The organism is Acidovorax sp. (assembly GCF_046291265.1).
Lineage (GTDB): Bacteria > Pseudomonadota > Gammaproteobacteria > Burkholderiales > Burkholderiaceae_C > Acidovorax.
The window spans coordinates 1-21,675 of sequence record NZ_JBKBTV010000051.1 but is presented as its reverse complement, the minus strand read 5'-3'; the positions used below and the strand labels follow the sequence as shown (position 1 = coordinate 21,675).

General features: G+C 62.3%; 19 protein-coding genes. 13 read left to right on the top strand and 6 right to left on the bottom strand.

The features are described 5' to 3' along the window. The first annotated feature begins 34 nt into the window (after positions 1–34). The 5 genes from ACK41V_RS17415 (at position 35) to ACK41V_RS17395 (ending at position 5,309) form a co-directional block, all read left to right on the top strand. Positions 35–2,989: a DNA topoisomerase III gene (locus ACK41V_RS17415; RefSeq protein ID WP_409784100.1), complete on the top strand. Its 2,955-nt coding sequence runs from the start codon at positions 35–37 to the stop codon at positions 2,987–2,989. Next, positions 2,986–3,201 carry a hypothetical protein gene (locus tag ACK41V_RS17410; protein WP_409784098.1) on the top strand — a complete coding sequence of 72 codons (216 nt, stop codon included), beginning with the start codon at positions 2,986–2,988 and terminating at the stop codon, positions 3,199–3,201. Before ACK41V_RS17415 ends, ACK41V_RS17410 begins: the two co-directional genes overlap by 4 nt. Before the next feature lie 46 nt (positions 3,202–3,247). Continuing rightward, the gene (locus ACK41V_RS17405) at positions 3,248–3,592 is read left to right on the top strand and encodes a DUF4124 domain-containing protein (protein WP_409784097.1); all 345 of its coding nucleotides are present in this window, start codon (positions 3,248–3,250) and stop codon (positions 3,590–3,592) included. A 197-nt stretch (positions 3,593–3,789) separates the two neighbouring features. Beyond that, positions 3,790–4,773 (top strand): glycerophosphodiester phosphodiesterase family protein, encoded by a 984-nt coding sequence (locus ACK41V_RS17400; protein WP_409784095.1) that lies wholly within the window; start codon positions 3,790–3,792, stop codon positions 4,771–4,773. Positions 4,774–4,997: 224 nt separating this feature from the next. Next, a complete protein-coding gene (locus ACK41V_RS17395) occupies positions 4,998–5,309 on the top strand; it encodes a DUF2834 domain-containing protein (protein WP_409784094.1) in 312 nt (103 codons plus the stop codon). Here the strand turns inward: ACK41V_RS17395 and ACK41V_RS17390 are convergent. Beyond that, entirely contained in the window at positions 5,279–6,157 is an 879-nt protein-coding gene (locus ACK41V_RS17390; RefSeq protein WP_409784092.1) for a helix-turn-helix domain-containing protein, read from the bottom strand. The genes ACK41V_RS17395 and ACK41V_RS17390 overlap by 31 nt on opposite strands. A 167-nt stretch (positions 6,158–6,324) precedes the next feature. On the opposite strand from ACK41V_RS17390, the gene ACK41V_RS17385 reads away from it, so the two are divergent. Next, complete coding sequence (locus ACK41V_RS17385; RefSeq protein WP_409784090.1) at positions 6,325–7,074, top strand: tyrosine-protein phosphatase; 750 nt, start codon at positions 6,325–6,327, stop codon at positions 7,072–7,074. 159 nt (positions 7,075–7,233) lie between these two features. Further along, a complete protein-coding gene (locus ACK41V_RS17380; protein WP_409784089.1) occupies positions 7,234–8,775 on the top strand; it encodes a methyl-accepting chemotaxis protein in 1,542 nt (513 codons plus the stop codon). Between the two features lie 262 nt (positions 8,776–9,037). Here ACK41V_RS17380 and ACK41V_RS17375 read toward each other — a convergent pair whose 3' ends face one another. Continuing rightward, positions 9,038–10,477: an MFS transporter gene (locus ACK41V_RS17375; RefSeq protein WP_409784087.1), complete on the bottom strand. Its 1,440-nt coding sequence runs from the start codon at positions 10,475–10,477 to the stop codon at positions 9,038–9,040. 307 nt (positions 10,478–10,784) lie between these two features. On the opposite strand from ACK41V_RS17375, the gene ACK41V_RS17370 reads away from it, so the two are divergent. The 4 genes from ACK41V_RS17370 to ACK41V_RS17355 all read left to right on the top strand — a co-directional run bounded on the left by ACK41V_RS17370 (position 10,785) and on the right by ACK41V_RS17355 (position 15,103). Continuing rightward, complete coding sequence (locus ACK41V_RS17370; protein WP_409784086.1) at positions 10,785–12,587, top strand: DEAD/DEAH box helicase; 1,803 nt, start codon at positions 10,785–10,787, stop codon at positions 12,585–12,587. A 148-nt stretch (positions 12,588–12,735) separates the two neighbouring features. After that, positions 12,736–13,581 (top strand): hypothetical protein, encoded by an 846-nt coding sequence (locus ACK41V_RS17365; RefSeq protein WP_409784085.1) that lies wholly within the window; start codon positions 12,736–12,738, stop codon positions 13,579–13,581. Next, a complete protein-coding gene (locus tag ACK41V_RS17360; RefSeq protein ID WP_409784084.1) occupies positions 13,578–14,012 on the top strand; it encodes a hypothetical protein in 435 nt (144 codons plus the stop codon). Before ACK41V_RS17365 ends, ACK41V_RS17360 begins: the two co-directional genes overlap by 4 nt. A gap of 197 nt (positions 14,013–14,209) precedes the next feature. Further along, on the top strand, positions 14,210–15,103 hold the full coding sequence (locus ACK41V_RS17355; protein ID WP_409784082.1) for a hypothetical protein: 894 nt from the start codon (positions 14,210–14,212) through the stop codon (positions 15,101–15,103). 30 nt (positions 15,104–15,133) lie between these two features. Here ACK41V_RS17355 and ACK41V_RS17350 read toward each other — a convergent pair whose 3' ends face one another. The 4 genes from ACK41V_RS17350 to ACK41V_RS17335 form a co-directional block, all read right to left on the bottom strand. Next, positions 15,134–16,279: a Fic family protein gene (locus ACK41V_RS17350; RefSeq protein ID WP_409784081.1), complete on the bottom strand. Its 1,146-nt coding sequence runs from the start codon at positions 16,277–16,279 to the stop codon at positions 15,134–15,136. 220 nt (positions 16,280–16,499) lie between these two features. Next, positions 16,500–16,793: a type II toxin-antitoxin system RelE/ParE family toxin gene (locus ACK41V_RS17345; RefSeq protein WP_409784080.1), complete on the bottom strand. Its 294-nt coding sequence runs from the start codon at positions 16,791–16,793 to the stop codon at positions 16,500–16,502. A gap of 29 nt (positions 16,794–16,822) precedes the next feature. Next, on the bottom strand, positions 16,823–17,122 hold the full coding sequence (locus tag ACK41V_RS17340) for a CopG family ribbon-helix-helix protein (protein WP_409784079.1): 300 nt from the start codon (positions 17,120–17,122) through the stop codon (positions 16,823–16,825). A 159-nt stretch (positions 17,123–17,281) separates the two neighbouring features. Next, positions 17,282–18,223, bottom strand: coding sequence for a GSU2403 family nucleotidyltransferase fold protein (locus tag ACK41V_RS17335; protein WP_409784077.1), 942 nt, complete (start codon positions 18,221–18,223; stop codon positions 17,282–17,284). Positions 18,224–18,587: 364 nt separating this feature from the next. On the opposite strand from ACK41V_RS17335, the gene ACK41V_RS17330 reads away from it, so the two are divergent. Continuing rightward, the gene (locus ACK41V_RS17330; protein WP_409784075.1) at positions 18,588–19,997 is read left to right on the top strand and encodes a DUF2130 domain-containing protein; all 1,410 of its coding nucleotides are present in this window, start codon (positions 18,588–18,590) and stop codon (positions 19,995–19,997) included. A 298-nt stretch (positions 19,998–20,295) separates the two neighbouring features. Next, the gene (locus ACK41V_RS17325) at positions 20,296–21,552 is read left to right on the top strand and encodes a Fic family protein (protein WP_409784074.1); all 1,257 of its coding nucleotides are present in this window, start codon (positions 20,296–20,298) and stop codon (positions 21,550–21,552) included. Positions 21,553–21,675: the final 123 nt, after the last annotated feature.

Here is a 21,675-nt window from a genome sequence, read left to right as displayed (position 1 = left end):
CACCAGAACGACGACGACAGGCGAGAGCCCCAAAATGACCAAGACCCTGGTAATTGCAGAAAAACCCTCCGTCGCGCAAGACATCGTGCGCGCACTGACCCCCGTGGCCGGCAAGTTCGAGAAACACGACGACCACTTTGAAAACGACCGCTATGTAGTCACCAGCGCCGTGGGCCACCTGGTGGAGATCCAGGCGCCTGAAGAATTTGACGTGAAGCGTGGCAAGTGGAGCTTTGCCCACCTGCCCGTCATCCCGCCGTACTTTGACTTGAAGCCCGTGGACAAGACCAAGACGCGCCTGAACGCGGTCGTCAAGCAGGCCAAGCGCAAGGACGTGACGCAACTCATCAACGCCTGTGACGCGGGCCGCGAGGGTGAGTTGATCTTCCGTTTGATTGAGCAGTACGCCGGTGGCGCCAAGCCGCTGGGCAAGCCCGTCAAGCGCCTGTGGCTGCAGTCCATGACACCCCAGGCCATCCGCGACGGCTTTGATGCACTGCGCACCGAGCAGCAGATGGCGGGCCTGGCGCATGCGGCCCGCAGCCGCAGCGAGGCCGATTGGCTCGTGGGCATCAACGGCACCCGCGCCATGACGGCGTTCAACTCGCGCGATGGGGGTTTCTTTTTGACCACCGTGGGCCGCGTGCAGACGCCCACGCTGTCGCTGGTGGTGGAGCGCGAAGAAAAGATCCGCAAGTTCATCAGCCGCGACTACTGGGAAATCCACGCCACCTTTGGCGCGCAAGCCGGTGAATACCCCGCCAAGTGGTTCGACCCCAAGTGGAAAAAGTCGGAAGACGTTGAAGCCCGCGCCGACCGCGTGTGGTCGGCCGCCGAAGCCACGGCCATTGCCAACGCCGTGCGCGGCAAGCAAGCCACCGTCACCGAAGAGAGCAAGCCCACCACCCAGGCGTCGCCCCTGCTGTTTGACCTGACCAGCCTGCAGCGCGAGGCCAACGGCAAGTTCGGCTTCAGCGCCAAGACCACGCTGGCCCTGGCGCAAAGCCTGTACGAGCGCCACAAGGCCCTGACCTACCCACGTACCGACTCGCGCGCCCTGCCCGAGGACTACCTGCCGGTGGCCAAGCAGACCTTTGAAATGCTGGCCGACAGCGGCATGCGCCACCTGGCACCGCACGCGCTCACGGCACTCAACAACAACTACATCCGGCCCAGCAAGCGCATCTTTGACAACAGCAAGGTGAGCGATCACTTTGCCATCATCCCCACACTGCAAGCGCCCAGTGGTTTGAGCGAAGCGGAGCAAAAGCTGTACGACCTGGTCGTGCGCCGCTTCATGGCAGTGTTTTTCCCGAGCGCTGAATACACCGTCACCACGCGCATCAGCACCGTGGCGCCCCACAGCTTCAAGACCGAAGGCAAGGTGCTGGTCAAGCCGGGCTGGCTGGCCATCTATGGCAAGGAAGCGGCCGAAGAAGTCGAAGGCGGCAAGGACGGCGACAAGGGCCAGAATCTGGTGCCCGTCAAACCCGGCGAAAGCGTCAACACCGTCGCCGTGGACCCCAAGGGACTTAAGACCAAACCCCCCGCGCGCTATTCCGAAGCCACGCTGCTGGGCGCCATGGAAAGCGCTGGCAAGCAGATCGACGACGAAGAGCTGCGCGAAGCCATGCAGGAAAAAGGCCTGGGCACGCCTGCCACGCGCGCGGCCACCATCGAAGGCTTGCTGACTGAAAAATACATGCTGCGCGAAGGCCGCGAGATCATTCCCACGGCCAAGGCCTTCCAGCTGATGACGCTGCTGCGCGGGCTGGAGGTCGAAGAACTCTGCCGTGCCGACCTGACCGGTGAATGGGAGTTCAAGCTCTCGCAAATGGAAAAGGGCCTGCTCAGCCGCGAAGACTTCATGGCCGGCATTGCCACCATGACCGAGCGCATGGTGAAAAAGGCCAAGGAATACGACCGCGACACCATCCCCGGCGACTACGCCACGCTCGAATCCCCCTGCCCCAACTGCGGCGGTGTGGTGAAGGAAAACTACCGGCGTTTTGCCTGTGTGGGCAAGCCCGCTGGATCAGGAGCCGCCGGTCAAACCGGCGGGGAAGCCTGCGGCTTCAGCTTTGGCAAGTCGCCCGCAGGCCGCACGTTTGAAACCGCCGAAGCCAACGCCCTGCTGCGCGACAAGAAGATCGGCCCGCTGGAAGGCTTCCGCTCCAAGGCAGGCTGGCCGTTTACGTCCGAAATCATCATCAAGTACGACGACGAGGCGCACAACTACAAGCTCGAATTCGACTTTGGTGACGACAAGAAGGGCGAAGAATCGGGCGAGATCGTCGAGTTTGAAGACGCGTCGCTGGGCGCCTGCCCGATCTGCGGATCAGAGGTGCACGAGCACGGCAGCAACTACCTGTGCAGCAAGGCCGTGCCCACTGCCGCGCAGCCCACGCCCAGTTGCACCTTCAAAAGCGGCAAGATCATCTTGCAGCAGCCCGTGGAACGCGAGCAGATGACCAAGCTGCTGGAGACCGGCAAGACCGACCTGCTCGACAAGTTCGTCAGCATGCGCACCCGCCGCGCCTTTAAGGCGCACCTGGCGTGGGACAAGGAGGCCAGCAAGGTCAACTTTGAGTTTGCGCCCAGCAAGTTCCCGCCGCGCCCAGGCGCTGCTGCTAAAACCATAGCTGCCAAGGCAGGTAAGACAAGCGCTGCAGCCAAAAAAGCCGCTAAACCTGCAGCCGCCAAGAAAGCCCCTGCTACCAAGACCGCTGCCGCCAAGGCACCGCGCAAGGCCGCCGCAGGCAAGGCCCCCAGCGCCGCGCTGGCTGCCGTGATCGGCGCCGAGCCCGTGGCCCGGCCCGAGGCGGTCAAGAAGATGTGGGAATACATCAAGGCCCACAACCTGCAGGACCCCAAGGACAAGCGCACCATCGTGGCCGACGACAAGCTGCGCGCCGTGTTTGGCAAGGACAGCGCGGGCATGTTCGAGCTGGCGGGCATCCTGGGCAACCACCTCGGAGGTGAAGGATGAGACAACAACACGCTGAACTCACCCCATTGCCCGCTGGGCGCTTCTGGCGCACCGCGCTGGCGGCTCTGGCAGTCGCCGGTGCGCTGGGCGGGTGCAGCAGCACGTCAAGCTCCGCACGCTCCAGCGACCCGGCTAGCGCACAGCGCGGCGCCAGCGGCGTCACCGTGTTTGGCGACATCGATGTGGGCGTGACGAAGGAGCGCACGCGCTGAAGCGCGGTGTGCTGCCACGCGCCCACTATCCGCTACCCACCGCGTCATGCGCAGCCGCACCGAACGCACTGTCCTCACCGCCATCGCGGTGGTCTTGGTGGCCGGCGCTGCCGCTGCGTGGTGGACGAGAGACCAGTGGCTGCCCCACGCCGGGCCGTGGTCTGAGCAGGCCTGGAAGACGATCACCCGCCCTGGCGCAGACACCCTGCCGCCCGGCAAGCAGCAGCCCGCTGCACAGGCTCGCTCTGCAAAAGGCACCGCCTCTCAACCCGTGGCCCCACAGCCGCGCAAATGTGTGCGCGATGGCCGCACCAGCTACACCGACCAGCCCTGCCCCAAAGGCAGCCAAGAGCTGCCGGTCGACGGCGCAGTGACCTCGCTGCCGCAGTAACGGGCCGCACGGCCAGACGACAGGGAAAGCGCCGCCAGCACCGGTAGCGGTGCGCCGCGCGTGCGCAGCTTTCGCAAGGTCATCTCGCAAGTGCCACTCGCCTGTCACCCGCTCGTCTTGCGACGCCGCCATGTCACGCCACTGCCATGGTGCGTCCCTAGAGTCGGCCTCTTTTCCAAACACTGGATCTGTTCACCATGAAAGCTTTCTCCCTCGCTGCAGTCTGCCTGTCGGCCCTCGTCATCACCGGTTGCGGCGGCAGCGACAACGACGCGCCCGCACAGCCCCAGGTCATTGCCCACCGCGGCGCCAGCGGCTACCTGCCCGAGCACACCCTGGGCGGCTATGAGCTGGCCATCCGCATGGGCGCCGACTTCATCGAACCCGACCTGCAGCTCACCAAAGACGGCGCGCTGGTTGCCATTCACGACGACACGCTCACCCGCACCACCAACGTTGCCGCGCTGTTCGCACAGCGCAACGGCAGCTACAAGGTGGCGGACTTCACGCTCGCCGAAATCAAGACGCTGACCGTGGTGCCCACCAGCACCGGCAAAACCAGCTACCCCGGCTTTAACCCCAGCGCCACCAACCCGTTTGCTGTGCCCACTTTTCAGGAAGTGGTGGACTTTGCCAAGAAGCAAAGCACCGCCGTGGGCCGCGAAGTGGGCATCTACCCCGAGGCCAAACAGGCCGACCCGGTGATGGAAGACGGCATTTTGAAGACGCTGGCCGCCAACGGCTACAACGCCAACAGCAAGATCTACATCCAGTCGTTCAGCGACGCCACCCTGCGCAGCCTGCGCACCAAACAAATCGCGCAGAACAACAAGATGCCGCTGGTGCTGCTGGGCGTGGCCACCGCCGCTGCCGACGGCACCCCGCGCATGGGCGTGACGGGCGCCACCGGCGTGCAGATGCTCGCACTCAAGGACGTAGCCGCGTTCAACGAAGGCGTGGGCGTGCTCATCAACAACACTACCTACCCCGTCACCAAGGCCTTCATCGAACAAGCCCATGCCGCGGGCCTGAAGGTGCACGGCTGGACCTTTGCCCAGGCCGACGCCACCCTGGCCGCCGCCGACTTCCGCAAATACCTGGACATGGGCATGGACGGCGTGTTTGCCAACTACCCTGACCTGGCAGTGGCGGCGCGCAACGCGCACGTGCAAGGCAAATAAGACGGGCCAGACGGTATGCCGCCGCTGGCTTTGCCACGGCGGCGCTGCCAGCAGGTGGGCAGGCCGCGCACACACCGTGCGGGGGTGGCGGACATGCGCGCGCCACGCTGCGCATGTCGGTTTTTTCCTATCCGGCAGGGGTGCTCCCCGCGTCCAATCGCCGCATTGATTCACTACTCCCAGCCCATCCTTGATGGCTGATCGAACCGATGCAAAAAAAGCACATGCGCGCCTTCTTCCTGCTGCTCGCCTTTGTGGGGCTGGCCGTGCCCTGGTATTTCAACGTGGTGTACTTTTTGGCGGGCGGCAGCGTGATGCCCGATGTCTTCTGGCGAGACGCATTTGCCAACCCCCTGACCACCGGCATCACCCTCGACGTGTACCTGGCCGCCGTGGCGTTTTCAGTCTGGGTTGCGGCAGACCGCAGCCTGGGCGCGTGGCGCTGGGCTTGGATCGCGGCCTGCTTTGGCATCAGCCTGGCGTTTGCGATGCCGCTGTATCTGGCTTATCGCCTGCGCGCTGGCGCTACCAGTTGAGTTGGCTGAGTGGGCTGGGGTGGTTGGTGCAGCGGCTTCGGCTGCGTCTGCGCACCTATCTGCAAAGGCCAGTGCGTGCTGAGCGAGGTGCGCGTGTCTTGCACCAGCGCCTGCAGCGGTTGGCCCGCCAGCCTGCGCACATCGCGCCCCATGTGTGACTGGTCGTAGTAGCCCTGGTCCACCGCCAGTTCGGCACCCTGGCTGCCTGGCGCGTTCGCAAGGGCGTGCCACAGCGTGCTGTTGAGCCGCGCAATCACCTGAAACTGTTTGGGCGCCATGCCCCAGTGCGCCACAAAGCGCCGTTCAAACTGGCGCTGGCTCAGGCCCATGTGCTGACCGGTGCCTCCATCGGCACGGCAGGCCGCGGTCAGCAGTGCCAACGCTTGCAGCCGCTGCACCTCGCAATCAGACGGTGGTGCAGCAGTGGCGCGGATGAACTGGCACAACACATCCAGCCGGGCGTCATCGTCTGCCGCCGCCCGCACGCCGCGCTCTACCGAAGCCCACCGGGGGCCTGCCAGTTCAGACAAGGGGCGAATCGCATTCACCGTCCCGCAGGCGCCCGCAAACAGCGCCGCCGCTGCCTCGGGCCGCAGCACCAGCCCCACGGCGTGCACGCGGCCCTGGTGTGCATACACCGTGGCGCAGGTGCTGGCGCTCATCCACGCCGCCTCTGGCACCTGCACCCCCTGGCACATCACTTGGCCTGCCAGCCGCACCACCAGCATGCTCGACACCGTCGCCGGAAACTGCGACTGCGCCAGCTCTGCAGGGCAGTCCACCACCACGGCCGCCTCCAGCCAGGGCTGCAGGTCGGGTGGGGTGGGCACAAAGCGTTGATGGAGCATTCCGCAATTTTGCACACCGGCCGTCCGGCAGCGGGGCAGGCGCGTTGCCGTTGCGGCCGTTCACGAATCAACCGACCACCGGACCCCCAGCCACCCGCGCGACAGACGGTTGCCACACAGCCCGACTATCCTGTACCTCCCTCCTCACTGACCGCGCACCTCGCACCATGCCGCAGCAAGCCCCCACCCGATCCCTGCCCATGATGGGCGCCACCAACTTTCGCGACCTGGGCGGCTACACCGGCCACGGCGGCCAGCAAGTCAAATGGCGGCGCATCTTTAGGTCTGACCATCTGGCAGGTTTGACGGCGCAAGACCAGGCCCTGCTGGCCGACCTGGGCGTGACCCGCGCGGTGGACTTTCGCGGCAAGGCTGAAAGCGCTGCCTATGCCTACGCGCTGCCCGGCATCGCCTACCACCCCCTCAACATCGAGCCCACCGTGGTGCAGCGCGCGCTGGAGCTGCAACGCACCGGCCGCCAGCTCACCGCGCAAGACGCCGTGGGGCTGATGCAAGACACCTACCGCGGCTTTGTGCACGACAACGCCCCGCGTTTTGCCGAGCTATTCAAGCTACTGCTGGCCAGCGACGCACCCACCGTCTTCCACTGCACCGCAGGCAAAGACCGCACCGGTTTTGCTGCGGCCCTCATCCTGCTGACCCTGGGCGTGCCGCGCGATGTGGTCATGCACGACTACCTGCTTACCAACAGCCTCTACCAACGCCCGGCCGGCATGGGCAGCCACGCGCCTGAAGAAGTGCTGGCCGTGTTGTGGCGCGTGCAAGAAGAGTTTTTGGACGCCGCACTGCACATGGTCGACAACGACTTTGGCGGCGTGCAGCCGTATCTGGTGGATGTGCTGGGGGTGGACGCCGCTGCGCAGAAGGAGCTGGCGGGGCGGTATTTGCAGCCTTAGAGATGCAGTGATCCACCAAAACCCGTCGCAGTGTTTTGATAACTGTCTTGGGGTAGGCGCGCTAACCCACTCGCACCACTACACTGACACATTGTTACGACGCTGCAGGGCGGTGCTTACGCTGCGCCAGATTCCCGGTCACTAAAAAATGGAGACAACATGAATACGCTGCGCAATATGTCGATCGGCCCTCGTCTGGTCACGGCCTTCGGGCTAATCCTTCTTTTGTTGGCAAGCAGCGTGGGCATTGGCGTGTGGGAGATGCGCCAGCTGACCGCCACGGCCAGAACCCTGGCCACCACAGAATCCGAAAAACTGGACGTTGCCGTGCGCTGGCGCCAGACCATCGACCTGAACTGGGTGCGCACCAAGGCCGCCATGCTCGATGGCGACACCAAGCGCATCGCAGCTTGGCAAAAAGAGATGGACAAGACCTCCGAGATCTCGACGGCGTCCCGCCAGCGGGCCATCGAACTGGTCCAGTCTCCCGAAGGCAAGGCCATCCTCAAGGAAATCGACGAGGCGCGGGCCGCCTACCGCAACCCCCGTGCCGAGCTGCTCAAACGCCGCGCTGCCGGTGAAGACGTGGAGCAGTCGCTAGAAAAAGAACTCCGGCCGCTCGCGGACCGGTACAGCGGCCTGCTCCAAAAGCTCGAAGACCGGCAACAGGGGCTGTACAACGCATCGTTGGCGCAAGCGGAAGCCAACGCGCAGCAAGCGCAATGGCTCATGATGGGCGGCGGGGTGATTGCCTTCGTGATGGCCAGCGTGTTGGCCCTCATGCTGTCGCGCTCCATCGTGCGGCCCATCCGCGAGGCCGCCGAGAGCGCCCGCGTGATTGCATCGGGTGACCTGTCCCGCGCCATCCACAGCCAGGGGCGCGACGAGCCCGCTGAACTGGCCGCAGCGCTTCAGAAAATGCAGCAAAGCCTGGCGGCCGTGGTGGCCAACGTGCGGCAGGGCTCCGAGGGCGTGGCCTCTGCCAGCACCCAGATCGCGCAGGGCAACCACGACTTGAGCGCGCGCACCGAAAGCCAGGCCAGCGCACTCGAAGAAACCGCAGCCAGCATGGAAGAGCTGTCGTCCACCGTCAAACAAAACGCAGACAGCGCCCGCCAGGCCAACGGGCTGGCCCAAAACGCGTCGTCGGTGGCCGTGCAGGGGGGCGCCGTAGTGACCCAGGTGGTCGACACCATGAAGGGCATCAGCCTCAGTTCCCGAAAAATCGCCGACATCATCAGCGTGATCGACGGCATCGCTTTTCAGACCAACATCCTGGCGCTGAACGCCGCTGTGGAAGCCGCCCGTGCCGGAGAGCAAGGCCGTGGCTTTGCGGTGGTGGCGTCCGAGGTGCGCTCACTGGCCGGCCGCAGCGCCAGTGCCGCCAAGGAGATCAAGACCCTGATCGACGACAGCGTTGCCCGTGTGGAGCAGGGCACCCAACTGGTCGACCAGGCAGGCAGCACCATGAACGAAGTGGTGAACAGCATCCGCCGCGTGACCGACATCATGGGAGAGATCAGCGCCGCCAGCAGCGAACAAAGCGCGGGTGTGTCGCAAGTGGGCGAAGCCGTCACCCAGATGGACCAGGCCACCCAGCAAAACGCCGCCCTGGTCGAAGAGATGGCCGCCGCAGCCTCCAGCCTCAACAGCCAGGCGCAGGATCTCGTCCAATCGGTGGCGATTTTCAAGCTGGCTTGATTGCCGCTCCCGATTGGACGGCGCACTTGGCAGGTATCGGTGCGGCCGAAGCCTGATGTGAGCCATCCAGTGGTAGCTGCTTGAATCAAGCACCGATCGGGCAGGCGAAGGTTTGACACAGCGGGGCCTGCAAACCGATGGTGGTCACTGCTCATCAATTAATAGCTGCTAACGCTTATTGGTAAAGCGCTAGAGGCCAATTTGACTCATATTTCTCGCTGGGTGCTGGCATGCGTTGTCGGCAAGTCAGCCGCCTGCACCGCTACCCCGCACTGGGCTGCGCCCGCCCCGCCACCGCCCCCTGCCGCCGCACTCGCCAATACAGCCACCCCATGATCGACAGGTTCAGCAGGTTCCACCCCATGCCGTTGATGAACGCCGCGTGGTAGCTGCCCGTCACGTCAAAAATCCAGCCCGACATCCAGCCCCCCAGCGCCATGCCCACCAGCGTGGCCATGATCACCGCGCCCACCCGGGCGCCTGCCTCTTGCGGCGCGAAATACTCGCGGATGATGATGGCGTAGGCAGGCACGATGCCGCCCTGGAACAGCCCAAACATCGCCGAGATCACATACAGCGGCACCAGCCCGTCAAACGGCAGAAACAGCGCCAGCCCCACGCCCTGCAACGCCGACCCCAGCAGCAGCGTGCGCACGCCGCCAATGCGGTCGCAGATCACGCCCGACACCAGGCGGCTGACAATGCCGCACGCCAGCATCAGCGACAGCATTTCGGCCCCACGCGCCGCGCCAAAACCCAGGTCGGTGCAATACGCCACGATGTGCACCTGCGGCATCGCCATGGCCACGCAGCACGCCACGCCCGCCACGCACAGCAGCAGCTGCGCATAGACAGGTCGCAGTCCAAACGGGCGGCTGCGGTCGACGGCTGAAGGCACCGAAGGAGCGGGTGCGGCAGTCGCTGTAGAAGATGAAGATAGAGATAAAGAAGACGGGGCAGCCGCAGCACCAACATCCACCGCAGCGCCCCCTGCCAAAGGTGACGGCGCAGACAATGCCGCAGACGGCGACGCAGGCACTGAAGCCGAGGAAGACGTTGATGCAGACACATCCATCAACACCAGCGGCGCCCGCTGCCGCATGCGCAGCGCCAGCAGCAGCATGCCCGCGCCACACACCAGCCCCATCAGCACATAGGTGTGGCGCCAGCCAATGGTTTCGATGCCGTGCTGCACGATGGGCGGCCACAGCGCGCCCGCAATGTAGTTGCCGCTGGCGCAAATCGCTACCGCAATGCCACGCCGCTTGTTCCACCACAGCGCCGTGTCGGCCAACAGCGGCGCAAACGTGGCCGACGCACCAATCAGCCCCATCAACCCATGCGCCAGCCCAAAGATCCAGATGCTGCCCGACAGCCCCGCCCACACAAAACCGCCACACACCGCCACCGCCCCCACGCACAGCACCGGCATCAACCCATGCCGGTCAGCCATGCGCCCCGTCCACAGCCCGCCGAGCCCCAGGCACACCATCATCAGCGTGTAGGGCAGCGACGCATCCGCGCGGCCTACGCCGAACTCGGCCTGCACTGCGGGCAGCACCACCGACACCACGTACATGCTGCTGTTGCCCAGCACGACCAGGCCGAGGGTGGTCAGCAGGCGCCAGGCGGCTTGGCGCGAGTCGATGAGGGATGCCGGGGCGGCGGTGGAGGTGGAGGCGGGGGCGGGGGTGTTGGGCATGCGGGGCAATTTACTCCACGGGGCTGCGCGGACTTGCAGTTGGGCGTCAGTGCTCAACGGCTGCAACAGTGCGGTGAGCTGGTTAGTATGATTTTGATAGCAGCTAGCGCTTATTGATTAAGCGCTATAGGCCAATTTGGTTTGAATAGTCCTGACTGTGCGAGTCTGTCCGCTGCGGCCCACTCACTCGCCGCTCGCCAACACGCATGGCATCCAAAAGTTGCGCCGCGCTGCCACACCACCTAAAGTGCATTAACAACTGCATACAAAGATATGCAGCGCACAACATAGGGGGACGATAAGCGGCATGGCGACATTGATACCGGCGATAGGCTCGTCCGCATTTGATTCCACGGGGGAGCGACGCCTAGCCGAGCGGCTGGAGCAGAAGCTCGATGACGATTACCTGCTGTGGCACAACGTGCCCATTGGCCCCAAGCAAACCCACCCCGACTTTGTCGTGCTGCACCCCCGCAGGGGTTTGCTGGTGCTAGAGACCAAGGACTGGCGCCTGCAAACCGTGCAAGACGCCACCCGGCAGGCCTGGACGATTCTTGACAACGGGCGACCCAAAGTCGTCATTAACCCACTGGCCCAAGCCCGCCACTGCGCCATCCAGGTGGTCAACGCGCTAGAGCGCGACCCGCAACTGGTGCAAGCCGACGGAGCACACCAAGGCAAGCTGGCATTCCCGTGGGGGCACGGCGTGGTGTTCACCCGCATCACCCGCAAAGAGTTTGACAACGCAGGCCTGGCCGAAACCATCGACCCGCATTACGTCATCTGCCAAGACGAAATGCTCGAACACGCCGACCCCGAAGAGTTTCAGCAGCGGCTGTGGAACATGTTTGCCCACCGCTTCGGCGGCGCCATCACCCTGCCGCAGCTCGACCGCGTGCGGTGGATCATGTTCCCCCAAGTGCGCGTGCAAACCCAAGGCGCGCTGTTTGACGACAACGATGCCGACGCCCAGTTGCCCGACATCATGCGGGTGCTAGACCTGCAGCAAGAGCAACTGGCCCGCAGCCTGGGCGACGGCCACCGCGTCATCCACGGCGTGGCGGGCTCAGGCAAAACCATGATCCTCGGCTACCGTGCCGAATATCTGGCCAAGGCCTGCACCCCCGCCAGCAAGCCCGTCCTCATCCTCTGCTTTAACGAGCCGCTGGGCGTCACGCTGGCCAGCGTGATGGACGCCAAAGGCCTGAGCGACCGCGTGCATGTGCGGCACTTTCACAGCTGGTGCCACCGCCAGCTCACAGCCTACGGGCAGGCCCTGCCACCGCAAGGCGGCGGCTTTTATGAAGGCTTGGTCGGCAACGTCATCCGCGCCGTAGAGCGCAGCCAAATCCCCGGCGGCCAATACCAGGCCGTGATGATCGACGAAGGCCACGACTTTGCGCCCGAATGGCTCAAGCTCATCACCCAAATGGTGGACCCCACCACCAACAGCCTGCTGGTGCTGTACGACGACGCGCAAAGCATTTACGAACGCGCGCGCAGCAAACAGTTCAGCTTCAAAAGCGTGGGCATCCAGGCGCAAGGGCGCACCACCATCCTGAAGATCAACTACCGCAACACGCGGCAGATATTGCAAACCGCCAGCTTGGTCGCCGCAGACCTGCTGACGGCGGACGACAAAGACGACGACGGCATCCCGTTGCTCAAGCCCGTGAGCTGCGGACGCGAGGGGCAGGCCCCCGTCATCATCAAATTGCCCACCCTGCGCGACGAAGCCTTTGCCATTGCGGATCACCTGGCTAGCGCCCACAAAGAAGGCTTTGCCTGGGGCGACATGGCCGTGCTGTGCGCTGACTGGAAAACCATTGACTTGTGCGCCATCGCCTTGGCCCAACGCAAGCTGCCTCATCGCGTGCGCAAGAAGAGTGGTGAATACCGGCCCGGTGCGGACGCCATACAGGTGATGACGATGAAGGTCAGCAAAGGCCTGGAGTTCCCCGTGGTGGCGCTCCCCGGCGTGGGGCATATGCCTGCGGTAGGGGAGGACGAGAAGGAAGCGGCGCGGGTGTTTTATGTGGCGGCTACGCGGGCAACGCAGCGGCTGGTTGTCGGAGTGTGCGGTCCATCAATGTTTGGAAGGCAACTGTGATCAACGGAGAGTTTTTGTCGAATCTGCGACGTCAAAAGGCTTCTCAGCAGCGTTTGAAGTACGGCTATCGCCAACTGGGCGGTTGCACCAAAATTATTTGATCAATTGAATTCGGGCAAACCGACAACAATCATTTAAGGGGAAACATATGAGTACACACACCGTATTTAGAGCATATCGTTATCAGCTGTTGCCCTTGGATCGAAATGAAACTAAAGATCTTTATCACGACCTTTCTGCTGAGGAGATAGTCGCGCGTAAAAATCAATTTTTTGCAGAGGCCCTTACTCATCTACCAAAAGTCAATCATAAGCGGGTAGAGGTAAATATTTCAATTGAAGAAGTTCAGCAAGATTTCTTTCGGATACAGCTTGCACCTAGCAGGCCACTAACCAGAGAAACGGCGGATTCGCGACGTGAGAAGGTTGAAAATTGGCCGCACATAGAAGCCTACATTCTGAATAAACCAGATGATCAAATTTTAATTATTCAAGAGCGCGTCACCGCCTTTGCCAATACCGACACGGTAGCAAACATCGTTCTTCGAGGAACAAGAGGCGCGCTAGATAAAATTGGTTTGAGTCTCCAAATAGAACCGCTGTTTAACGAGGCCTATTTTTGGGGGCTTGTTAGTCAATACAGTAATCGAATAACTTGGATTGAATTTGAATTTATAACGCCCAACATGGCCAATATTTCAAAAACTCTGGCCACTACATTGAAAAACTTAGGAAAGAAAACAAATGCAGTAAGGGAGCAGCTCGCACTCCGGTCCGATCCATCCTCTTCACTTGATATCGATCAATCAAATGAAACTATCCAAGGATTGGTCAAATACACCAGCGAGGGCGCTGGGGATATAAGGCTGAAAATTAAGGGTATAAGAAAGAAATTCCAAACGTCTACTTCTAGGCGAGAAGTACATTTGTCGGGAATTGAGATAACATCTGATGCTAATGAAATTGTCGAAATAATTCGAGCTGCCTTGCAATGAACACTGACGTGTTAAAAACAGCCTTTACATCGTTGGGAATTGCATGCATGGTGCAATTTTTGTTGCATCAGTTGCAGTCACATTTTGTGTTTGATTTTTTAAAATTAAACATTACAAACATACAAATTGCGCTTCTAGCCGTTAATACGGCAACACTCGGCATAGTGCTTACAAAAATTAGAGAAATAATTGATAAAACGGGGCAGCGCGAAATTTTTGACTCAACTAGAAGTGAGATGCTTCTGTCGATCAAAGAGCAAGTCACTCTAATTGCAGTGTCGCTATTCATTCTTGCACTCGAGTCGGCGAAGAATTTACCTATCGCAGTATCTTCAGAAATATTTCAAGCAGCTTTGACCGCTTCATTTATCTACTCAATTTTCGTCCTTTATGACACTGCAAAGAGTGTGTTTGTGATCTTGGACTTCTAGTCGGAGCCCTACAAGGCAACAGCTGATCAAGAACCCGCAAACTGCCAACACCAAAGCGCCTGCTAGATGCGTACCCAAAACTCAGTCTCGCTGGCGTGGTTACTCGCAGCCACGCGTGGAGTTAATCGGGCGTTTCAAAGATGTGGCGTGCTTTATTGCTCACTAATCGATAGCTGCTAGCGCTTATTGGACTCGGTTTGGCGCAACTGCTGACGCTGCACCCTGACGTATCGCGCCGCACGGCCCAGCGTTTGCTGGCCGGGTGGGTGGCCGGGGGGCACATCGTGGCGCTGGGTGAGGCGCGCGCGCGACGGTATGTGGGAAGTGTGCGGGTAGTCAACGCTACTGGGGCGAACGGGACGGAAGGCATTGCGGACCACTTCCCTGCCACCATTCCCTTGTCTGCCGATAGCCGCGATGTGCTGGACTATGTGGACCAGCCCCTGGCGGCGCGCAAGCCAGTGGGGTACCAGCGCGATTTTCTGGAGGCGTACGAGCCCAACGTGACCTGGTATCTGCCTGCACCGCTGCGCCGCCAGTTGCACAACATGGGGCACACGGCGCAGGCCGGTGAGCCCGCAGGCACCTACAGCCGCGCCATCCTGAGCCGGCTGCTGATTGACAAGCGCACCTCACGGCTCATCGCCAACTTGCCGCTGTTTCGCGCCAACCTCTGCCCGCTGACCTTTGTGGATGTGCCCGAGGCCGCCTACAGCCGCGCGATTTTGGGTGTGTACGAGTTGACCCGCGTGGAACTGCTGCGTGATGTGTTTGTGTGGGCGTACGAGCGCTACACGCGGGACACGCAGGAGTACCTGGCCATCAAGCAAGACCTGGCCGAGCCCGACTCCATTCGACTTGCCTACCGCGATGTGATCAAGCAGACCGTTCACGCGGTGGTGATGCGCCCGGGCGAGGACGCCATGCCTCTGATCACCCAGGCAGTGGCCGCCCGGGTGCCCGAGCCGGACCGCGCCGCTGTGTTGTCCATCACGGTGGATGAACTGCGCCGTCTGCACGAGGGCGTGTTGGCGCGCTATGGGTTGCGGCCCTCGGAGTTTGCGGCGTGGCGGGCGTACGCAGCGGATTGAGCTGCTAATTTAATAGCTGCTTGCGCTTGTCTATAAAGCGCCAGAGCCCATTTTGACCAATATATATGCCGTACTGCGCCCGCCTCCGTCCAGCCTTTGCAGCACCCCTTGCGCCAGCAGGTCGTTGATATCCCGCAGCGCCGTATCCGATGAACATTTGGCAATCGCCGCCCACCTGGCGTTGTTCAGCTTGCCTTCCATGCCTTCCAGCACGCGGTTCAGCACCAGCGTCTGACGGGCGTTCATCGGCACGTCGGCCCAGCGTTGCCAGAACTGCGCCTTGCCAAGCACTCCGGCCAGCAAGCCTTCTGCGCTTTGTACGGAGCGCAAGAGGCAGCCCAGAAACCAGTCCAGCCAGGGCGTTACATCCAGCGGGCCGCGCTGGGTGGTTTCGAGTTGGTCGTAGTAGTGCTTGCGCTCGCGCTGGATCTGGGCGCTCAGGCTGTAAAAACGCTGTGCCGTCGTTTCAGCGCGCGCCAGTGCCATGTCGCCCACGGCGCGGCTGATGCGGCCGTTGCCGTCGTCGAAAGGGTGCAGGGTGACGAGCCACAGGTGGGCCAAGCCGGCGTGGATGAGCGGGTCACCAGTGGTCGGGGCGTTGAACCATTGAAAAAAGGCGGCGGTCTCGGCGGGCAGTTGGGCGGCGGGCGGGGCTTCGTAGTGCACTTTTTCTCGGCCCACGGGGCCAGACACCACCTGCATGGGGCCCGCTGCATCGTTGCGCCACGCGCCCACCTGGATGCGCGTGCGGCTGCTGTAGCCGGTAGGGAACAGGGCTGCATGCCAGCCAAACAGGCGCTCGGCGGTCAGGGGCTGGCTGTAGTGTTGGGTGGCGTCCAGCACCATGTCCACCACGCCGTCCACATGCCGGTCGGCAGGCGCCAGCGCTCCAATGTCCACACCCAACCTGCGCGCAATGGAGGAGCGCACGGCGTCCAAATCCAGCGCTTCGCCTTCGATGGCGCTGGTGGTGATGACCTCTTGCGTCAGGGCTTGCAGCGTGGCCTGGTCGCGCTGCGCTAGCCCCACGTCGGCCATGCGCCCGGCCAGGTGGCCTTGGGCGCGGTGCACTTCGGCCAGCGGTGCGGCCAGGGCAGCCGCGTCAAAACGCCAATGCGGCCAGTCGGGGCGTTGCCACAGGTAGGTGCGGCGGCGGGGGGCTTTGTCAGTCCACATGCGGTGATTATGGGGGTTATTCGCCGCAGATCGTGCGGCGAATAGACGTGCTTTTCACCGCGCCGTAGCGTTTCAGGGATGGCTGACCAGAAAGCCTTCACCGCCCGAAGGGTCCATGTGTCTCGCGCCATGAATTTGCCAAGCGATGTGGAACTGCAATATTTTGATAGCTGTCAGCGCTTAATAGACAAGCGCTAGAGGCCAATTTGGCTCCAAAAACCTACCGCTTGAACCCTGCCTCGCGTTGACTGCGCACAGCCAGCACGAACACCGTGTCCATGGCCTCTATGTAGTGGTACAGCGCCACGTAGCCGCGCGAGGCGCGGCCAATCACCAGTTCGCGCTTGCCGCCTTGCACGGGGCGGCCGATTTGCGGGCTGTGGCTGAGGATTTGAATGGCATCGACGATGGCGCCAATGCGTTCGGGCGCAGAGCCGGGGTCGTATTGGGCGATGTGGTCAAAAAAGCGGTCAAAGTCGTCGAAGACTTCGGGGGCCAGCTCGATGCGGGTCATTGCTTGGTGAATGAACAGATCGCCGCGCGCTACTTGGCCAACTTGCGGGCAGCCGGTTTGCGTGGGCGCCCGGTATCGCTGCCTTCCGCGTCGGCGCGGGCCACCAAATAGGCTTTGGCATCGGTCCACGCCACGGTCTTGCCGGTGGTGCGGATGTTTGCCCAGCGTTCGTCGGCCAGCGCATGGAACGCGGCCTCTTGCTCCACTTGTTCTACCCGTTCGGCCAATGCGTCCACGATAAAGGCGTGGGCCGACTTGCCCATTTGCTGCGCTGCGGCCGCTACGCGGACTTTGAGTTCGTCTTCAATGCGGATGGTGGTGGTGGACATGGCGGCTCCGAGATGGTTCGAGGCAATGTAGCACAAACGTGCTATGCGGCGGGCCTGCCTGCGCTCCGAACCCATGTTTCGGCATACCTACACCACCCCCCGTGAATACCCCACGCCCCCATCCTTCTCTACACTGATCTGCGGCGGAATCAGCCACTCTTAAACCTGCGGCAAATACTGCTCCAGCAGCACCTGCACCGCGTCAGCCTGCAGCACGTCCCGGCGTCGCTTGAGCGGGTCGCGGTCGGGTTGCCCCGCCATCCAACGCTTGAACGCCACAAACGTGGCCGGGTGCACGGTGTTCATGCGGGCCATGGTGCCGTTGGTGGCGACGATGACGGCGGAGAAACCCGGTGAGTCCAGCAGCACACTGGCGCGGCGGGCCTGGGCCACCCAGAAGTCTTCGTCCGCGTCACTGAGCTTGATGGGGTGGGGGTCGTCGTCCGTCTGCTCACGGCGGATGATGTCCACCTCAAAGCCGTCTTTGTTGACGGCGGTGTACTTTTGGCTCTGCCGTATGCGAAAGGTGGGGTCTACCTTTTTGAGCACCCCCAGCATGGAGCTGTCCACCCGTGCGAGCTGGGTAGAAAAAATGATGCGTTTGCGGGTGTCCCACAGCAAATCAATATCACGCGTGGCCAGTGCATCTGCGTCCAGCCGCACCCCGGCTGCGGCCTCGTAGGCGTAGAGGGCGTGGGTGCCCACCACGCGAAAATGTTCGCTGAGGTGGGTGCTGGCCAAGCGGTTGAGTAACGCCACCACCAAGGGATCGACCCTGCCGACCCGCAGGGCGCGGTTCATGCGCTGTTGCTGGTCCAGCGCGGCTTTCAGGCCGGTCAGCCGTTCGGCGCTGGCCTGCTTTCTTTGCGTGAATTTGTCGTAGATGGCCTGTGTCTCGGGCGTGCGGGGGCCCAGGCTGGTTTCGGCCCCTGCGGGCGTGGTGCGCACCAGGTACTTCGATTCTGGCGACGACGCTGGCCCCGCGTGCCAATACATGCCGCCGCGCACCTGGGCTGCTTCTTCGGTGGCTTCAGCCAGTGCATCGAACACGGCAACGGCGTCGATGTATTGGCGGGTGATGGCAGGGCTGAGTTCAAGCATTTCGGTACGTTTTAGCGGTTTGGTATTTTTTACCGAAAACTTAATAATGACAATGACTTAGAGGTATTACCGTACGACAAAGCGTACTTGCGCAAGTCACCTTGCCTTGCGAGGCGCCCATGTTCGAATGTTCAGCTTAAGGTGGCTTGGCGGTGTCAAAGGAAGGGGGTAAAAATTGCCTGCAGAACAGTCACTATGGTTTTGATAGCTATTGGCGCATATTCCACGGGCGCTAGTGACCAATTTGGCTCGAAATACATCGGTTGGATGGGTCGAGGCAAGTCCGTCGACGTCCGCCATCCCAAAGCGCATCGCTTGCCCGCTATGCTCCCCACCCAACGAAACACGACATACGGTGACCGCCATGCACGACATCATCTGCCCCCACTGCAACAAGGCGTTCAAGGTGGACGAAACCGGGTATGCCGACATCCTTAAGCAGGTGCGCGACGCGGATTTCAGCGCGCAGCTGCACGACAGGCTGGAGCTGGCCGAGCAGGACAAGCGCAATGCAGTGGCGCTGGCGCAAGCCCAGGTGGCCAATGAGCTGCAGAAGTCCACGGCCGCCAAAGACTCCGAGATTCAAGCCTTGAAAGCCCAGCTGGGTGCGGGCGCGGTGGAGCGCGACTTGGCGGTGGCGCAGGCCCTGAGCGCGGTCGAAAAGCAGCGCGATGCGATGGCGAATGAGCTGGAGCGCGCGCGCCAAGCCCAGCAAACTGCGGCCCAGCTGGCAGAGGCCCGGCTGGCGCAGGAGCTGCAAGGCGTGGCCGCCAAAAAGGACGCCGAGATCCAGCAGCTGAAATCGCAACTGGATGCGGGCGAGGTGACGCGCAGGCTGGCCGTGTCCGATGCGGTCACCGTGGTGGCCCGGGAGCGCGATGAGTTCAAGAACGATCTGAACCTGGTGGTGATGAAAAAGCAGCTGGAGGAGGCCGCCATCAAGGAGCAGTACGCCTTGCAGTTGCGTGACCGCGACGGCGAGATTGCGCGGCTGCGGGACATGAAGGCGCGCCTGTCGACCAAGATGGTGGGCGAGACGCTGGAGCAACACTGCGAGACGGAGTTCAACCGCATCCGCGCCACGGCGTTTCCCCGCGCGTATTTCGAGAAGGACAACGACGCCCGCAGCGGCAGCAAGGGCGACTACATCTTTCGCGACCTGGATGAGTCGGGCAACGAGATTGTCTCGATCATGTTCGAGATGAAGAACGAGAACGACGAGACCGTCACCAAAAAGCGCAACGAAGACTTCTTGAAAGAGCTGGACAAGGATCGCACCGAAAAAGGCTGCGAGTACGCGGTGCTGGTGTCGCTGCTGGAGCCCGAGAGCGAGCTCTACAACACCGGCATCGTGGACATGTTCTACCGCTACCCCAAGATGTACGTGGTGCGGCCGCAGTTCTTCATCCCCATCATCACGCTGCTGCGCAACGCGTCGATGAAGTCGCTGCAGTACAAATCAGAGCTGGCGCTGGTGAAGGCGCAGAACCTGGACATCACCAAGTTCGAGTCGCAACTGGAGGAGTTCAAGGGCGCCTTTGGGCGCAACTGGCGCCTGGCGTCGGACGGGTTCGAGGAGGCCATCAAGCGCATCGACGAGGCCATCAAGGACCTGGAGAAGACCAAGGAAGCGCTGCACAAGTCGGCCAACAACCTGCGCTTGGCCAACGACAAGGCGGAAGACCTGACGATCAAGAAGCTGACCCGCGGCAACCCGACGATGGCGGCCCAATTTGCGGAACTCAAGCAGGTGGGGCTTTTGGACGGGGAGTGATGCGGGGCAGGCTTTTGCTGTTGCGCGCTGTTTTGCTTTGCCGTGGCATGCGCCGCAATCGTTGGCCAAGGGGTGTGGGGCTGACGGCGATCTAGCAGTGTGAGGACTCACAATTTCATAGCTGTCAGCGCTTTATGAATAAGCGCCGGAGGCCAATTTGGCTTGAAGATGTGCATGCCCCAGAGATAGCTCTCCAACGTTCGGGCTGAGCTTGCCGAAGCGAAGGAGCTCTGGGCCATGAGCCGTATCCAGAAAAATTCGGATCAAAAACTGAGCCGTATTTCCTACAATGCGGCTCATGACCGCATCTTTTGCACCTTCACATCCACCCCGGTATCTGTGGCAACAGCCTGGCTGGCCTGCCTTGCAGGTGGATGCAGCCGCATTGGTGCCCGCCCTCGAATCGGCTCGCATGGAGCAGGGCCGTCTGCTGGGTTTGCTGGATGCCATTGGCTTGTGGCCTGCGCAAGAGATTGCGCGTGAACTGTGGGTGCAAGAGGCACTGGCCACCGCGCAGATCGAGGGGCAGCAGCTGGACTTGGGGGCTGTGCGCTCATCCGTGGCGCGCCGCCTGGGGCTGGATGACGACGCGCCCACTGCACCGAACCGGTCTGTGGAGGGGTTGGTGGATGTGATGCAGGATGCTGTGGAGCGTTGCACCGCGCCGCTGGATGCGGACAGACTGGGGCGCTGGCAGTCCGCATTGTTTCCCGGTGGCACGTCGGGCATTCAGCGCATCACCGTGGGCCGGTGGCGGGACCATGAAGACCCCATGCAGATCGTGAGCGGACCGATGGGGCGTGAGGTGGTGCACTACCAAGCGCCACCGTCGCATCAGGTTGCGTCTGAGATGGCGCAGTTCATGGAGTGGTTTGAGGCCACCCGGCCCTCAGTGGATGCAAAGGGCGCGCTTGATGGCCTGAACCGCCTGAACGGGCTGGTACGCGCGGCTGTGGCCCACCTGTGGTTTGAGACGGTGCACCCGTTTGAGGACGGCAACGGCCGCATTGGCCGTGCGCTGGCAGACATGGCGTTGGCGCAAGACTTGGCAGCGCGACAGACGGGGGCGGCGGGGCACGGGCAGCTGCAGCGGTTTTCCGCGCCCATCTTCGGCATGGCGCGGCGCATGTTGGTCCAGCGAAGCGCGTACTACGACGCGTTGAACGCAGCGCAAAAGGGCTTGCCTGACGTCACGCCGTGGGTGCTGTGGTTCGTACAGGCCTTTGCGCAAGGCTGCATCGCGTCGCAGGCGGTGGTGCGGCAGGCGGTGGACAAGGCGGCGTTTCGTGGGCGAATGGCAGGTGCGGACATCAACGCCCGCCAAACCAAGGTGCTGGATCGCTTGCTGGCGGCGGGCAGTGTGGAGCTGGGCGGGGGCTTCCTCGGCGGGCTCACCGCCGACAAGTACACCAAGCTTGCCGGCACCAGCAAGCCCACAGCCACGCGCGACCTGGCAGATCTGGTGGACAAGGGGCTGCTGCAGGTCACCGGCCAGGGCAAAGGCACGCGCTACGCCATCGCCGTGCCGGGGTGGACGCAGCCTGCGGTTGGCTAATTGATCTTCACTCCCTTGTATCTTTCGTTTTCGATGTTTAGGCCATTGAGTTTGGACAGTTATCCACAGCCCGTAAGCCCTCTGGGATCGAAGCCCGTGGGAGAGCATTTGGCGTGGATGACT

Bases quoted from the DNA above. Each gene is read 5' to 3' on its own strand.
- ACK41V_RS17410 (WP_409784098.1), top strand. From the start codon at position 2,986: ATGAGACAACAACACGCTGAACTCACCCCATTGCCCGCTGGGCGCTTC.
- ACK41V_RS17335 (WP_409784077.1), bottom strand. From the start codon at position 18,223: ATGCTTGAACTCAGCCCTGCCATCACCCGCCAATACATCGACGCCGTT.
- ACK41V_RS17360 (WP_409784084.1), top strand. From the start codon at position 13,578: ATGAACACTGACGTGTTAAAAACAGCCTTTACATCGTTGGGAATTGCA.
- ACK41V_RS17385 (WP_409784090.1), top strand. From the start codon at position 6,325: ATGCCGCAGCAAGCCCCCACCCGATCCCTGCCCATGATGGGCGCCACC.
- ACK41V_RS17415 (WP_409784100.1), top strand. From the start codon at position 35: ATGACCAAGACCCTGGTAATTGCAGAAAAACCCTCCGTCGCGCAAGAC.
- ACK41V_RS17340 (WP_409784079.1), bottom strand. From the start codon at position 17,122: ATGTCCACCACCACCATCCGCATTGAAGACGAACTCAAAGTCCGCGTA.
- ACK41V_RS17350 (WP_409784081.1), bottom strand. From the start codon at position 16,279: ATGTGGACTGACAAAGCCCCCCGCCGCCGCACCTACCTGTGGCAACGC.
- ACK41V_RS17325 (WP_409784074.1), top strand. From the start codon at position 20,296: ATGACCGCATCTTTTGCACCTTCACATCCACCCCGGTATCTGTGGCAA.
- ACK41V_RS17370 (WP_409784086.1), top strand. From the start codon at position 10,785: ATGGCGACATTGATACCGGCGATAGGCTCGTCCGCATTTGATTCCACG.
- ACK41V_RS17400 (WP_409784095.1), top strand. From the start codon at position 3,790: ATGAAAGCTTTCTCCCTCGCTGCAGTCTGCCTGTCGGCCCTCGTCATC.
- ACK41V_RS17395 (WP_409784094.1), top strand. From the start codon at position 4,998: ATGCGCGCCTTCTTCCTGCTGCTCGCCTTTGTGGGGCTGGCCGTGCCC.
- ACK41V_RS17375 (WP_409784087.1), bottom strand. From the start codon at position 10,477: ATGCCCAACACCCCCGCCCCCGCCTCCACCTCCACCGCCGCCCCGGCA.
- ACK41V_RS17365 (WP_409784085.1), top strand. From the start codon at position 12,736: ATGAGTACACACACCGTATTTAGAGCATATCGTTATCAGCTGTTGCCC.
- ACK41V_RS17330 (WP_409784075.1), top strand. From the start codon at position 18,588: ATGCACGACATCATCTGCCCCCACTGCAACAAGGCGTTCAAGGTGGAC.
- ACK41V_RS17380 (WP_409784089.1), top strand. From the start codon at position 7,234: ATGAATACGCTGCGCAATATGTCGATCGGCCCTCGTCTGGTCACGGCC.
- ACK41V_RS17345 (WP_409784080.1), bottom strand. From the start codon at position 16,793: ATGACCCGCATCGAGCTGGCCCCCGAAGTCTTCGACGACTTTGACCGC.
- ACK41V_RS17390 (WP_409784092.1), bottom strand. From the start codon at position 6,157: ATGCTCCATCAACGCTTTGTGCCCACCCCACCCGACCTGCAGCCCTGG.
- ACK41V_RS17405 (WP_409784097.1), top strand. From the start codon at position 3,248: ATGCGCAGCCGCACCGAACGCACTGTCCTCACCGCCATCGCGGTGGTC.